12 protein-coding genes are annotated in these 15074 nt (G+C 59.0%); 6 read left to right on the top strand and 6 right to left on the bottom strand.

What is annotated here, in order from left to right; genetic code table 11:
• Positions 1–2: 2 nt before the first annotated feature.
• Positions 3–1754, bottom strand: coding sequence for a cation:proton antiporter domain-containing protein (locus tag C5750_RS08590; protein ID WP_105733452.1), 1752 nt, complete (start codon positions 1752–1754; stop codon positions 3–5).
• A gap of 325 nt (positions 1755–2079) precedes the next feature.
• Between C5750_RS08590 and C5750_RS08585 the strand changes: the two genes are divergently transcribed.
• Positions 2080–3048 (top strand): DUF535 family protein, encoded by a 969-nt coding sequence (locus tag C5750_RS08585; RefSeq protein WP_158531313.1) that lies wholly within the window; start codon positions 2080–2082, stop codon positions 3046–3048.
• A 26-nt stretch (positions 3049–3074) separates the two neighbouring features.
• Here the strand turns inward: C5750_RS08585 and gloA2 are convergent, their stop codons facing one another.
• Both gloA2 and C5750_RS08575 read right to left on the bottom strand, forming a co-directional pair.
• Positions 3075–3458, bottom strand: a complete 384-nt coding sequence (gene gloA2 / locus C5750_RS08580) for an SMU1112c/YaeR family gloxylase I-like metalloprotein (protein ID WP_105733450.1) — start codon at positions 3456–3458, stop codon at positions 3075–3077.
• A 46-nt stretch (positions 3459–3504) separates the two neighbouring features.
• Positions 3505–4185 carry an outer membrane protein gene (locus C5750_RS08575; protein WP_105733449.1) on the bottom strand — a complete coding sequence of 227 codons (681 nt, stop codon included), beginning with the start codon at positions 4183–4185 and terminating at the stop codon, positions 3505–3507.
• 223 nt (positions 4186–4408) lie between these two features.
• On the opposite strand from C5750_RS08575, the gene C5750_RS08570 reads away from it, so the two are divergent.
• The 4 genes from C5750_RS08570 (at position 4409) to C5750_RS08555 (ending at position 10291) form a co-directional block, all read left to right on the top strand.
• Positions 4409–5467: a histone deacetylase family protein gene (locus C5750_RS08570; RefSeq protein ID WP_105733448.1), complete on the top strand. Its 1059-nt coding sequence runs from the start codon at positions 4409–4411 to the stop codon at positions 5465–5467.
• 34 nt (positions 5468–5501) lie between these two features.
• On the top strand, positions 5502–6827 hold the full coding sequence (locus C5750_RS08565) for an MFS transporter (RefSeq protein ID WP_105733447.1): 1326 nt from the start codon (positions 5502–5504) through the stop codon (positions 6825–6827).
• A 254-nt stretch (positions 6828–7081) separates the two neighbouring features.
• Positions 7082–9796, top strand: coding sequence for an ABC transporter ATP-binding protein (locus C5750_RS08560; RefSeq protein WP_105733446.1), 2715 nt, complete (start codon positions 7082–7084; stop codon positions 9794–9796).
• A 45-nt stretch (positions 9797–9841) separates the two neighbouring features.
• Positions 9842–10291, top strand: coding sequence for a cyclic nucleotide-binding domain-containing protein (locus C5750_RS08555; protein ID WP_105733445.1), 450 nt, complete (start codon positions 9842–9844; stop codon positions 10289–10291).
• An 18-nt stretch (positions 10292–10309) separates the two neighbouring features.
• On the opposite strand, the gene C5750_RS08550 is transcribed toward C5750_RS08555, so the two are convergent.
• On the bottom strand, positions 10310–12079 hold the full coding sequence (locus C5750_RS08550) for a metallophosphoesterase family protein (RefSeq protein WP_105733444.1): 1770 nt from the start codon (positions 12077–12079) through the stop codon (positions 10310–10312).
• 200 nt (positions 12080–12279) lie between these two features.
• On the opposite strand from C5750_RS08550, the gene C5750_RS08545 reads away from it, so the two are divergent.
• On the top strand, positions 12280–13110 hold the full coding sequence (locus tag C5750_RS08545) for an MBL fold metallo-hydrolase (RefSeq protein WP_105733443.1): 831 nt from the start codon (positions 12280–12282) through the stop codon (positions 13108–13110).
• Here C5750_RS08545 and C5750_RS08540 read toward each other — a convergent pair.
• Positions 13107–13877: a polysaccharide deacetylase family protein gene (locus C5750_RS08540; RefSeq protein WP_105733442.1), complete on the bottom strand. Its 771-nt coding sequence runs from the start codon at positions 13875–13877 to the stop codon at positions 13107–13109. The genes C5750_RS08545 and C5750_RS08540 overlap by 4 nt on opposite strands.
• Positions 13874–14965 (bottom strand): glycosyltransferase family 4 protein, encoded by a 1092-nt coding sequence (locus C5750_RS08535; protein WP_105733441.1) that lies wholly within the window; start codon positions 14963–14965, stop codon positions 13874–13876. The genes C5750_RS08540 and C5750_RS08535 overlap by 4 nt, the downstream gene beginning before the upstream one ends.
• Positions 14966–15074 lie beyond the last annotated feature (109 nt).

Genomic DNA, 15074 nt, shown 5'->3' with positions numbered 1-15074 from the left:
GCTCAGGCAGCGCCGGAGGTCCTGTCTGGATTCCGCCGCAAGGTGTTCATCTCCGCCCTTTCCCGCGCCATGGTGCTAACCGCCGCCCGCAGGGTCGGATGCCGCGACATGAAGACGTTGAAATCACGCCGGTCAAGCACAAGAAATTCGCAGAAATCGATGGCGACGACATCCGCCGTCCGCCGTCCGCCGCTGAGCAGCGCCATCTCGCCAAAGAATGCTCCGGGCTCGAGGCGCACCGGCTCGCTGTCGAGCTGGACCTCCACAGCACCTGACGCAATGAAATACATTCCATCGCCGCGATCGCCGATCCGGATGATCCGCTCACCCGGCGAAGCGGATTTGGGTTTGAACAACAGCAGGAGTTCCTCCTGGGCGTGTTCATCCACTTGCGCAAACAGGGGAAAAGTGTCGATCAGCTGCTGCATCCTGAGCTGATGCTGCCGGTTGCGTTCCTCGTTGATTGCCCGGATGTCGCCGAGTTCACGCGCCAGCACGTCCTCCCGCTTCTTGCCATAGCTGGTGAAAAATACCGGCCAGCGGCGATGGATGCCGTTCTCCAACCCCTCGGCGGCCAGAAATACCAGCGGATTGATGGTGATCGAGAGGATCGCTCCGGCAAGGATAATGTCCTGCCCCTCGCGCGGCAGCAGGCCGAGCGTCACGCCGAGGCCGGCGAGAATGAACGAGAATTCGCCGATCTGCGCCAGGCTGGCCGCGACGGTCAGGCCCATTCCCACGGGAAAACGCAGCAGAAGCACGATGCAGAATGCGATGAGCGACTTGCCGAAAATAATCAATGCGAGCGCCCCCAGCACCGCCATGGGTTCGCGCAACAGGATGGACGGGTCGAACAACATGCCCACGGAAATGAAAAACAGCACCGAGAATGCATTCTGCAGCGGCAGCGAGTCCGCCGCCGCCCTGTGACTGAGGTTCGACTCGCTCATCACCACGCCGGCAAAGAACGCACCCAGCGCGAAGGATACGCCAAAAATCTCTGTCGCCCCGAAAGCGATCCCAAGCGCAATGGCAAGAACCGACAGAGTGAACAACTCCTGCGATCCTGTCCGCGCCACCAGGGTCAGCAGCCATGGCACGACCTTCGGGCCTAGAAAGATCGCCATGACGGCGAAGGCTCCGACCTTGAGCAGGGTTATCGCGATGGTCAGCGCCAGCGGCATTCCGCCTGCAGCCGCCTGCCCGGCCGCACTGGTGCCTTGCGCGCCCAAAATCTCCGCCAGGGCCGGCAGGAGCACCAGCGCCAGCACCATCGCCAGGTCTTCAACGATAAGCCAGCCGACAGCCACGCGCCCATTGGCTGAGTTGACGAGGTTGCGCTCCTCCAGTGCCTTCAGCAGAACGACCGTGCTGGCAACGGAAAGGCTCAGGCCCAAAACCAGCCCGGCGCCGATCCCCCATCCCCACAGCGACGCCAGGCCAACGCCAAGTACGGTCGCAAGGACAATCTGCGCAACCGCGCCGGGAACGGCGATACCGCGGACAGCCAGCAGCTCCGAAGCGGAGAAATGCAGGCCGACACCGAACATCAGAAGGATGACGCCCATCTCGGCAAGCTGCGATGCAAGTGCACCATCGGCGATGAACCCAGGGGTAAAGGGGCCCATCAGAATACCGGCGACGAGATAACCGACCAGCGGCGGCAGACGCAGACGATCCGCGAGATAGCCGCACACGGCTGCAAAAACAAAACTCACCGCCACTGTGGCAATTAAGGAAACTTCGTGATGCACGTCCGCCCTTTGGTTTTTTTGATGAATTCCCGCTCTGTCCGGGCACGTTTGGCCCAGTTTCCACCCATACAAGCTAGATGGCTCGGAACATAGCCCAATTTCACACAGTTCATGCGGGAGACCGGTGGTTGTTGCAACCGGGAATCACCCGGTAACGCCCGCGTAATCTGTCTTGGCTAGGCCATGACAGCGGTTGATTTGCTCAAGACAGCCGGTCCCGCACGATGAGCTGAACCTGTGGAGAAAATTCGAATGAACCTGCGCGGCAGCGACCGGAAACGACTGAACGAAATCGGGGCCTGATCGTTTCATGCCGGAATCCCCATTGCCCGAGACCTCCGCTGGCACCTCGCTTCTCATGCCGGATACAACGAACCGCACAAAGCCTTTTCATGCGCATTTCACCCGCCACCGGCATTCCCATTCCATCGCCCGCCAGACGTTCAGTCTCTGCACGCGCATCACACTCAAACGCTCGGTGGTATTCTGCCTGCGCTTTGCCTGCCATCCGCTCCTAGCGATCCGCTGGCTGTCGTTCCTGAGCATCTACGCCAACCACCTATCCCTCGGCAGGCCGCATGATGATCTCTTGAGAAAATCCGTCGGAACATTTCTTGTCCATCGGGCATCGAGCCGGATCCGCCTGCATTTGCTGATGGATCATTTCCGCATTGCCCGGCAGATGCTTTCCCTCAGCGACCTGCGGCAGCTCTGGAAGGGCGGGACTGTCGACATGGGCGTGATCCACGGGCGGCACGAGCGCTACAGGATTGCCCTGCGTCTTGCCGATCATTGCGGCGGGCGGCATGAGGGTGTGTTTGCCATCCAGCTTGCGCGCGAACGGGACGGTTTTGCCCTGTGGACCGCCAGTTTCATCTTTGCCGGGACCGACGAATTCAGCGGCAGCGTGATCATTGGCGGAATGCAGGGTCCCAAGGGCGAAACGGCCAAACAGTCGCTGATAACGGCCACACGGTGCCTGGCCGGGCTGCGGCCAAAGGATGCCGTCCTGCTTGTCCTGCAGGGCATGGCAGCAAAGAGCGAGGCCAGCCATCTCATGGCCGTATCGAATGCAGGGCATGCCATCAATCAGCGGAGGCGGAAGAGACGGCGGATGATGCTCGCCAATCTGGATGCCTACTGGATCGATCGGGGCGGACAGCCATGCGAGCCCTTCGGGTTCAGCTTGCCGGCCACCGCTGTCTTCCCGGCAGAGGAGACCAGCAAGAGAGAAAAATTCAAGCGAACCTTCTGGGAGGCTGGCCGCCGCCTGATCAAAGGTCATGGCGCATAACAGGTACGGGGCCGTGCCGTCTCGGGCTAGCCCGTCTCATAAATCTCGATCGGCAGCCCATCGGGATCGGCGAAGAAAGTGAAGGCGCGCTTGGTGTAGGGATCAATCCGCACCGGTTCGGTTGCAACGCCCCGCGCCTGCAGCCAGGCCAACGTCTCCTCTACGGACGCGACGGCAAATGCCAGGTGCCGCAGTCCGCAAGCCTCCGGGCGCGACGGACGTGCAGGAGAATGCGGGAAATGAAACAGTTCGATCTGGGTATCGCCCGATCTCAGGTCGCACTTCCAGGATTGGCTGTCCGGGCGCCAGTTTTCAGCAATGATCGCGTAGCCGAGTTTACCGGTATAAAATTGTTTGGAGCGGTCGTAATCACTGCAGATGATGGCAACGTGATGAAAGCGCGAGAACATTGGTTTCCTATCTGCGGCCCCGGAAAGCGGTGGCAAACCGGGCCCGTCACCAGGTGTTGAAGCGAACACCCGCCCTGATCTGATGGGTTTTGACGCCATCGTCGCGGATGGTTACATCACCGTCCCGATACAGGTCCTTGCCGCCGATATCCGCATAGCGATAGCCCAGGTCCAGCTTGAGGCGCGGGGTTATATCCACCGCGATACCAGCCATGAGCGCCCATTCAAAGCGGTTCGTGCTGCCCGATGAGAGCCGCGCGTCGACGGGACCCTGATAGTCGTAATTGACATTTGCAAAACCGATACCGCCGCCCACATAGGGCGTAATCCCGTAATAATTGCCGAGGTCGACATAGGCATTGGCCATGGCTTCCCAGAGTTTGGTCGTGGTCTCGTAGTAATTGCTGTCGCGCTGGCTGTAGCCAACCGTGGCGTCCGCGCGCAGATAATCATTGAACTGATAGCCCACACCGATGAAGGGCGAGAATCCCCGCTTCAACTCATATTCGCTCGGCGTAGTGCCGCTGGGATAGTCGACATGCGCGTTGACGGTCGATGAAAAATTATAGGCAACGTCGCCGCGCAAATACCAGCCGGATGCATTCTCGACCGGCATATACGGCGCCCGCTCCGGAAAGGCTGCCGGCGCAAGATCTGCCGCAAGAACATGACCGCCCAGCAGCGAGAAGAAGGAGGCTACAGAAAGGAACGTCTTCGTATAACGCATTATCAATCCCCAGGGTGACTATCAGTTGGGGAAATCTCCCCTTTCCACAACCTTAGGATGAGCCCGTTAAGTTCCGGTTAAGCATGATTTGAAAAAGCAAAGCATGTCGAAATAAAAAACAGGCCGGGTGCCGTTTCGACTGAAACAAGACCTGCCGGATTGCATTGCCCGTGGCAGCGAATAAGCTTTCGATACGACTCACAACGACAATGAGACGGAATGCATGAAACTGTTCTTTGACAGCCGGCAGATGGCCCATCAACCCAGGCAATACATGATCAATGGCAGGATCACCGATCCGCTTGAAAATCCGGCACGCGCCCACACGCTGATTGACGCCCTCGCCAAACTCGGATTTGCACAGGAAGAACCGGCCGATTCAGGGCTCGATCCCATCCTTGCCGTCCATGCCGATCACTACGTCGCATTCCTGCAAACCGCCTATGACAGGTTCATGGAACTGCCAAACCACGGGCCTGAAGTTCTGCCCAATGTGAATTCCTATCAGGGAGCCGGTCAGGATTTCGGCGCGCGCGCCCGTCCGCGCCCGACGGGCATTCTGGGTCAGGCAGGCTGGTACATCAACGGCTTGTCCTGCGCGATGATGGAGCACACCTATGCGGCCGCCTATGCCTCGGCCCAGACGGCCATCGCCGCAGCCGATGCCGTCCTGAATGGCGCGCGCCAGTCATTCGCCCTTTGCCGCCCGCCCGGCCATCACGCCTATGCCGACCGCGCGGCGGGTTTTTGCTATTTCAACAATGCCGCCATTGTCGCCCAGCATCTGCGCCAGCGTCATGACCGTGTTGCTATCATCGATTTCGACACCCATCACGGTGACGGCACTCAGGCTATTTTCTACACGCGCGATGATGTGTTTTTCGGCTCCACCCACACCGATCCATCCAATTACTATCCGCACTACAGCGGTTATGCCGACGAAACGGGAGCCGCAGCCGGTCACGGCGCCAATCTCAACCTGCCCCTGCCCGAAGGCAGCGGCGACGAGGCATTTATCGAAGCCAACCGCAAGCTTGCCGCGGCCGTGGCCGCACATGGATCGACGGCGCTGGTGATATCCGCCGGCTGGGATGCGCATCACGACGATCCCCTGTCGCGGCTGAAAGTGACCACGGATGCCTATGCGGAAATCGGCACTCTGTGGGGCGCGGTCAACCTGCCGGCGGTCATCGTCCAGGAGGGCGGCTATTCGCTGAGTGCCGTTGCCGAAGCGGCTCCCCGTTTCATGGCTGCCTATCAGGCATCGCGGAACAAGGCGTAGACACAACCATTTCTGCAAAGGCGGGGACGAAGAAATGACGCAAGCAGCCATTGAGAGGCAACCGGTCCGGGCCGCCTTGGGAGCCTTCGTCGGCACCATGATCGAATGGTACGATTTCTACATCTACGGCACGGCGGCTGCTCTTGTGTTCGGTGATGTCTTCTTTGCCTCGACCGACCCCGTCATGGGTGTTCTTGCCTCGCTCGGCACGTTTGCAATCGGCTTCGTCGCCCGGCCTTTCGGTGCGCTGCTGTTCGGCCATTTCGGCGACAAGGTCGGCCGCAAGAAATCGCTGATCATCACGCTGCTGCTGATGGGGATTGCCACGGTTCTCATTGGCCTTCTGCCGGGTTTTCATTCCATCGGCTTGACGGCGGCGGTCCTGCTCGTGCTGCTGCGTCTGGTGCAAGGCATTGCTGTTGGCGGCGAATGGGGCGGCGCCGTTCTGATCGCGGCGGAGCACGCGCCGCCGCGCTGGCGCACCTTTCTGGCATCCGCCCCGCAATATGGCAGCCCCGTCGGACTGATCCTGGCAACCCTCGCCTTCCGCACGGTTTCCGATCTGCCGCAGGAGGATTTCCTGAGCTGGGGGTGGCGTGTCCCGTTCCTGCTGAGCGGGGTCCTGATCATCTTTGCCTTCATCATCCGCGCCGGCATCAACGAGAGCCCGGAACTTCTGGAGCGGCTCAAGGAAAAATCGGTGCAAAGCGTCATTCCGGCCAAGGAAATATTCCGCACGAAAAAGCTGGCCCTGGTTCTCGGCATGGGGCTGTGCCTGCTTGGCGTTGCCGGCTTCTATTTCATCACGACACTGATGATGACCTTCACAACGACATCGCTCGGCGTCAACCGGTCGGACATGCTGGAACTGATCTCATGGGTCGGGGTCGTCGAACTGTTCGCCTTTCCCGCCGGCTCCTATATCGCAACACGATATGGCGAACGTTTTCTTCTGGTGGCAATGGCCGGTGCCGCGCTGCTGTTTGCCATTCCGATGATGATGCTGATTGTTTCCGCCAATCTGACCAATATCTATATCGCCATTCTGGGTGCGACAGTCTTTCTGGCCGCCCACTATGCGGTCATGGCACCGTTCTTGACCCGGGCCTTTCCCGTGCATCTGCGTTACACGGGGATTTCACTGTGCTCATCCCTGAGCGGTGCCATCTTCAGCGGGGTGACACCGGTCATCGGTGTCTGGCTGGTGCACAAATACGGCGTGCAGTGGGCGCCCCTGTCATTCCTCTTCATATTCATCGCCGGGGCGAGTTTTGTCTCCAGTCTGCTCCTGCCCGTTGACGACGCCGTTCCGGACGAAGCGGCAGTTCCGGCACCCGTTGCAGCACAGGGCGGCGTCTGAGAACACCGCGCCCAGGCCCGCCCGCGATATCCATACAATTGGCGGTAACCATATAGCGTTCGGCTACCCTGTGTTGTAAACTGAACAGTTGAAAGGTTCGGGGGATTCCTGCCAATCCCGAAAAATTGAGACATCACCATCCATTTTTGCCCTCCACGACATTGCACCGAACGGTTTCAAAAGGAGGATCTCACCGGAATACAACCTATTCGAATTGTTCAGAATTCAGCTTATTTGACAGCTTACGGTTACCCATGGAAAAAAGTTTAACGCGCTATATCTGGTCGAACACGCGGTTCCAGCAAATATGGATATTGATGGTCGTTGCGGCCTCGATGATCCCGTATTTCCTGTCGTTCGATTTGCCGAAACAGATCGTCAACGGCCCCATACAGGGCACGGGATTCGAGGTGGAGGGCGCAACGCAGACCTTCATGCGCATCCAGTATACGCTGCCCTATTTCGGCAAGGTGATGTTCTTCAAGGGGCTCCAGCTGACGCGCTTTGAAATGCTGATGGCGCTGAGCCTTGTGTTTCTGCTGCTTGTGGTAATCAACGGCCTCTTCAAGCTCTACATCAATACCTATAAGGGCCGGCTGGGCGAGCGCATGCTGCGCCGCATCCGCTTTGAACTGATCGATCGCGTCCTGCGGTTTCCCCCGAGCCAGTTCAAACGGGTGAAATCGGCCGAAATTGCAACGATGATCAAGGATGAGGTGGAACCGATGGGCGGTTTCACCGGCGATGCGTTCGTGCAGCCAGCCCTCCTCGGCGGACAGGCCATCACGGCGCTTGTCTTCATCATTCTGCAGAATTTCTGGCTCGGCATGATTGCGGCCGGGATTGTCGCGGTGCAGGGTGTCGTCATTCCACGCATGCGCAAACGATTGCTGGAACTCGGGCGGCAACGTCAGTTGACGGCACGCGAACTTTCGGGCCGCGTCGGCGAAATTGTCGACGGTATCGGCACCATTCACGGCAACGATACATCCAATTACGAACGCGCGGATATTGCCGCACGTCTGGGGCTGATCTTTTCCATTCGCTACGATCTTTACCAGTGGAAATTCCTGGTCAAGTTCATCAACAATTTCCTCGCCCAGATCACGCCCTTCCTGTTCTATTCCATTGGCGGCGTTCTCGCCCTGCAGGGCCGGCTGGATATCGGCCAGCTTGTCGCAGTCATCAATGCCTATAAGGATTTGCCCGGACCGCTGAAGGAATTGATCGACTGGGACCAGTCGCGCCAGGACGTGCAGGTGAAGTATGCGCAGGTCGTCGAACAGTTCAACGTCGACATGCTGGTCGACCCGCATATCCAGGCGGTTGTACGTGAACCCGTGGGAAAACTGGAACACTCGCTGAATGCGGTGAACCTTACCCTCTCCGACGATAGCGGTGCGCGCCTTGTCGAGCATGTCTCGCTCGAGATCAAGCTGGGCGAGACGGTGGCCATCGTCGGCGCAAGCGGCGGCGGCGGCGAGGCGATTGCGGAAGCTTTCGGCCGTCTGATCTGGCCTGACTCCGGCCGGATCACCATTGATGGAACCGATATTCTCGACCTGCCGGAATCGATCACCGGACGGCGCATCGCCTATGCCGCCTCCGATGCCTACTTCTTCCACGGAACGCTGCGCGACAACCTTCTCTACGGCCTCAAGCATGCGCCCCTGACCAAGGTCGAATATGACGGGACCAAGGCCGCCAAATACAAATGGAACATCAACGAGGCGCGGCTCGCCGGCAACCCGGACCTTGACCTCAACAGCGACTGGGTCGACTACCAGTCTGCCGGCGTCACGGGTCCGCATGACATTTTCAGGGTCGTACGGCCGGTGCTTGAAGCGGTGATGATCTCGCAGGACATTGTCGATCTGGCGCTTCGCTCGCAGGTAGACACCACAACCCATTCCGACCTGACGAGCCGCATCGTCGAACTGCGGCAAGCCTTGCGCAAAACCCTCCAGGATGAAAACCTTGACGGGCTCGTCGTCCCATTCGAGCCGAAGGTCTATAATCCGCAGGCAACCATCGGCGAAAACCTGCTTTTCGGCACGGTCAAGCGGCCAATGATGACCAATCTGAAACTTGCCGCCCATCCCTATTTCCGCTCGATCCTGCGCGAGAGCGGCCTCAATGTCGATCTGTACAAGATGGGCCTCGAAATTGCGGCCAACGCCATCGAACTGTTCGAGGACCTGCCGCCGGACCATCCATTCTTTCAGCAGCTGACCTTCATGACGGCGGATGACATTCCAGCCTATCAGTTGCTGCTGCAGAAGCTGCAGGGACGCGACTTTGACGCCGCCTCGCCCGACGAGCGGTCGAGCATCATCCGCCTGAGTTTTGCCTATATCGAGCCACGGCACCGCTTCGGTCTGTTGACCGACGAACTCATGGCAAAAATTGTCGAGGCACGGCTGCGCTTCCATAAGAATTTGCCGGATGATCTGAAGGCGGTGATTGAACGCTACGATCCGAAAAAGTTCATTACTTCGGCTAACCTGATGGACAATGTTCTGTTCGGAAGGATCGGATACGCGCAGGCCGATGGACCCGATCGAATTCGCGTCATCCTGCGAAACCTCTTTGACGAACTCGGCGTTTATGACAGCGTCTTGTCGATCGGCCTTGATTTTGATGTCGGATCAGGCGGCAAGCGCATCACCAATGTGCAGAGGCAGAAGCTGAATGTTGCCAGGGCGCTGCTCAAGCGGTCCGATTATGTGATTTTCAATCGGCCGCTGCCCGCGCTCGACCAGCGTGTCCAGGATCAGATCACGCGCAATATTATGCTGGATCTGCATGAGGAAGGTCACGCGCCCGCGATTATCTGGGTGCTGGCTAATTCTTCACTGGCAAACCTGTTCGATCGCGTCCTTGTCTTCGATCGCGGAACTTTGGCCGAAGATGGAACGCACGCGACTCTTTTAGAGAAAAACGGTATATTCAAAGAACTGGTATCGTAATACTCTATGTCCGGGTAGAGTGGCACTTGGGGGTATTGGACGTTCATGCTTCTGAAAGACGAAGTCGAAATGTTGCGGCGGATTCCGCTGTTTTCGGGTGTGGCGCCGGCGAAGCTCAAGCTTCTGGCGTTTACCTCGGATCGTGTGAGCTATCGCGCCGATCAGGCTTTGTTCCGGCAAGGCGACATGGGAGATGCCGCCTACGTCATTCTGTCGGGCACCGCCGAGGTCAGCGTCGATACGCCCAACGGACAGATCAAGGTCGCCGAAGTCGAACATGATTCCATTGTCGGCGAAATCGCCATCCTTTGCGATGTCCTGCGCACGGCAACGGTCACGGCTTCGACGCCGCTGGAAGCGCTGCGCATCAGCAAGGAGCATTTCCTCAAGCTGCTGAGCGACTATCCCGAAATGACCATCGAAATCATGCGGGTTCTGGCCAGCCGGCTCAGCCATACCACAGCGGAGCTTTCGGAAGAGCGCAGCAAACACTGACCGGCATCTTATAAATTATCAGACGTTCTCTATGCTGCCGGTAACAAGATCGATCTTGAAATGGCGTGACGGCAATCCTGAGAGATAACGGCCCATCATACGCACAATGCGGGCAAACTGCTCCTGGGCACCGCCCATTTCCATCGCATCGGAAGCTGCAAAAACATCGATCAGGACGCGATAGATGGCCAGTCTTGCCGCGGGTATGCGATCGAGCGCCATTTCGCTGCCCAATCTCAGGCGGTACCAGTCGCCCAGGAACTCCTGCACCGTGATTCCGTCGAAGGACTCGAGGGCAACCTCCCTGCCCGCCAGCAAGGCATTCATCCTGGCTTTGGTCTCGGCACGGCCGCGCTCGGCGTGGACCAGAATGATGGTGGCGTCGATATCCACGGGCTGATCGAACAGGCTGAGCGTGAGCAGATCGCCAAGGGTGAGCAGCGGCAGGACCCGCGCCAGGTCCTTGGGCCACTCGCGCCGCAAGTACCGGTGAATGACCAGCTGGTCGACGTGTTCGCAGATGAAGGCCCCATAATCCGCAGCATCGAGCATCTTTCCGACCTTCTTGCCGGTCAGGCCGATTTCGGTCCTGTACAGGGCGTTCAGGCCCGGATCGATCACCTGTCCGTCAATCCCGACGGTTTCAACATTGAGGGTCCGCTCCTCAAAGGCGACGACCTTGAATGCAGGCGGAAAAGCCACCAGCGACGGCACACCAACATTGACCAGCCAGGACCTATCCTGCTCCACCCTTGCCGTGTCATTGACATGCAGGTGGCCGCTGAAATGTATCCTCAGCCCGGCATCCATCATTGCGGCGGCAACATCCGGCAGCGGCATCCGTTTGACCGAGCCCGTATTGCCGATGACATGCCTTTCATCGTCATGCGTGCCATCAAGAATATCCAGCATCGGGTAGTGCGAGAATGTAAGCAGATTCTTACCTTCCAGCCCGGCCCGCCTCGTGACGTCCTTGATCCATTCAACGACAAACCGCTTGTGCAGCAGCATGGCGTTCCAGCCGGCGTTGGTGCTGTCAATGAATGCGCCGGAACTGCCGCGCTCGAAATCGCCGTCGCGCGGTTCGAAAACATTGGCGTCGATCATCAGCAGCCACAGGCCAGCGACAGGTTCGACAAGATAGGATGCATCCATCAGCAGATAGTCGTTTGTACCGTCAGCTGAGCGCACGGTATAGAGCCGCCGTTCCGGCGCATCGTCCAGCCCGAAGGGTGTTTCCCAGTGCAGATCGCTCGCACGGCGGAAAAAGCCGAGATCCGGCAGAGCCTGCAATCCCTTGGGATAGCCTGCACAGAACATTTTATCCGTCACGACCATGCCGTCCGCATCTTCGTCGATGAATGCGCTGTCACTGGCAACAATGGTGTATGTGCCGTCGGGATTGAGCAGGCGCTTGGCATGATGCCGCCCCGCGGGACCGAATATGTCGTGATTGCCTGGGGTGGCCGTAAAGACAAGACCATGCGCCTCGCTGTAGCCGTCCAGCAATTGCCGCAGCGCACGCAGCGTCGACGCCTGACCGTCGTCGGAATAATCCCCGAGCAGCACGACCTGCTTGATTCCCCTTTGCACGATTTCGTCCAGGGCTGTGCGCAGGGCGAAATAGCTTTCGTTGAAAACCCGGGTGGAGCGCACCGTATCCGTCAGCCGCCGCGCTGTCATGCGCCTGCCGCCAGCCTCTACCCCGGCAAAATCATAATCGCCGTAAAGATCATGAAAATGGGCATCTGCGATGATGGCGACGGGCGGAAATGCGGGTGAGGACATGAATCAGATGTTCCGGTGATTTTATACATTTGTATCAGCGATTGTCATAAAGCTTAAAAAACAAATCGCTATCGCCTACATATGCTGAATGGCAGACTTTTATTGCGCACTTAGCCAATAAAACAAAATCCAAGCCTCGCATAACGTCTGCAGTTTGGTTACGATGACCAAAAAAACGGGGAATTGGGTGTGAGAAACGTATGAGTGAAGAGATATTTCGGGTGAAATTCTGGGGAACGCGTGGCAGCGTACCAGTATCCGGCCCCGAATTTGAACGCTATGGCGGAAACACGTCATGTATCGAAGTGCGATGCGGTGAACATAGAATGATCTTTGACGGAGGCTCCGGCCTGCGTCAGGCGGGTGATGCCCTGTCGGTGGAAGGCGTGGACCAGATCGATATCATTTTCACCCACAGCCATTATGATCACATTATCGGCCTGCCGTATTTCGCCCCCCTGTACAATCCGATGATGAATGTCCGGCTCTGGTCCGGCCATCTTGCAGGCATCATGACCACCCGGGAAATGGTCAGCCAGTTCATGCGGCCGCCCTGGTTTCCCGTCGAGCCGGATATTTGCAAGGCAAGCCTCGGCTTCCGGGACTTCCGCTCCGGCGACGTGCTCGCGCCGCGCGAGGGCGTCACCATCCGGACAGACAGCCTCAATCATCCAGGCGGCTGCATCGGCTATCGCATCGAATGGGCGGGCAAGGTTCTCGCGCTCATTTATGATACGGAACACGAAGCCGGTATCCTTGATCCCGCCGTGCTGCGCCTGATCGATGGCGCCGATCTCGTCGTCTATGACTGCACCTACACCGAAGACGAGATGCCGCGGCGCTTCGGCTATGGCCATTCCACCTGGCAGCACGGTGTCAAGCTGGCATCAGCCGGCAAGATTGGCAAACTGGCGCTTTTCCATCATGCGCCCTCGCGCACCGATGACGAGATCGATGAATTCGAGGCATTGGCCAGAGAACGCTTCGGCGGGACATTCGCCGCGCGCGACGGCCAGGTCATCGATCTCTAACCCTTCGGCTTCTGGCTTTTCATTAAATCGGCAATGGAGAGCCAGCGCCCGCCTGGCGTCCGGGCGACAAGCTGGAAAAGCTTGGTCAGAAAGGCCCACGCTGGCTCATCGTGAACAAGATGGTGGGTCAGAATCCCGATCGGCTCACCGCTTCCGTCAAACCGCTGGCGCAGCTGTTCCACGATGGCGCCGACCAGTTCCGCATGCTCGCGGCAGCCGCGCGTGCCGTGCCAGTCCATCAGATCGACATGGGTGTTGATCTGAGGCACTGAGCTTTCCACAGGCCGCGCCGGGCCGAACACCGAGAGCGCCTTGAACCCGCAAGCGCCGAGATAAGGCAGGAGCGCCGTGTCAATCCGGTTCCATGGCGGCACGAGAACGGGTGTAAACCGGCCGGGATGCAATCCAGCGAGACGCGTGCATCCCTCGTGCAATTGCCGCAGAACCAACTCTCGAGGCCGGTCAGCTCCAAGCTCCTGCTTTTTCCGGTCCTTCGCCGCATGGTTTTCATGCGACCAGCCGTGAACCACCACGGACATCCGGTGCTCCGCCGCAAGGCGTTGCGCCAGCGCCTCGCCGGTATGGGCCGGTATCACGGCAAGCGTTACCGGCACGTCAAAATCGTTGGCTAGCCCGACGAGGCGGTCCAGCGCGGCGGTCGGCTCGACCGCATCGTCATCGCGCAACCAGAATTTCGCACTGCGGCTGGCATGGATCCAGCGCGCGAGTTCGGCCTGCAGAGGCTGCCAGATTGCATCTTCCGTCATTGGCTCCGTCCCATGGATTGTGTCAGCACGGCATCCAGTTGCCTCACCGCATTCTCCAGCGATCGTTCTTCCAGAACAAACCGCCGCGCATTCGCCCCCATCGACTTCAGCAGATCCTTGTCATCCAAGAGGCGGGCGATTGCGGCCGCATAGGCCGGTACGTCATCCTCCCGCGTCAGAAAACCGGTCACACCATCCTCGACCACTTCCGGAACGCCCGCCGTTGCCTGCGCGACAACCGGCAAACCGGCTGCCTGTGCCTCTAGATATGCGATGCCATAGGCTTCGCCGCAACCGGGCCAGACGTAAATACCGCCTTCAAGCAGTAACGCGGCAACCCCGCTGGCGTTCCGTTCTCCAAGCCACTGAATGCGGTCGCCGAATGCGGCAAACAGGGCCTGCACATCATTGCGGGCCGGGCCGTCGCCAGCGATGGCGAGCGTCCAGGGTCGCTCGACAATCCGCGACAGGGCCTTGGCCAGCATTTCATAGCTGCGCAGCTTATCACCCGGCCGCATCATCGCCACCGTGACAAGCCGATGCGGGGTTCCCCCGGCGCTGCTATCGCGAAAGGGCGCCGTCTCGATAAATGGTTTCAACCGGGCAAGATGTGCACCCGGAATATTGTTTGCGAGCCCGTCCATATCGCGCTGCGTAAAGCACAGGTTGACCGCGGCTCCGCGCACCGCTTCGGCCACCAGACTCTGCGTCCCGGCCCAGCCAAGCGCATTGCGGCGCGGCGAATAGGATGCTTCCGCGGTGATGTAGGGAATATCCAGCGCCGCTGCCATGACGGGACCGATCAGATCCGGCGCCTTGTAATAGGGGTGATAGCTGAACCAGAGATCAGGTTTTCTCCCGGCCTGCCAGAGGCCTGTAAGGCGTTCAACCTCGGCGCGCGCGGCGGCGGCGATGGGTTGCCGTTCTTCGATTGCAGGCGATGCGCTAAAACTACGCAGCTCTGATACGACGTCGACGGCGTGCCCTGCTTTGCGCAGCGCTGACATGAGCAGCCGCGCCATCGCACGATCGCCCGATGGCGTCGGGTGATTGGGTGACTTCAAGGGGGCGTAAAAGGCAACCTGCATGCGCAAGCAATCCAGTATTTCACAATCGTTTCAACCGTTTCGGCGAACGCTTGCCGATTCCAGCAAATCTATAGCCGGTTCCTGACGTCTGACACTAACAATCTTTTGA

This window comes from Phyllobacterium myrsinacearum (assembly GCF_002980555.1).
GTDB lineage: Bacteria > Pseudomonadota > Alphaproteobacteria > Rhizobiales > Rhizobiaceae > Phyllobacterium > Phyllobacterium myrsinacearum.
This window is presented reverse-complemented; position numbering and strand designations above follow the sequence as displayed.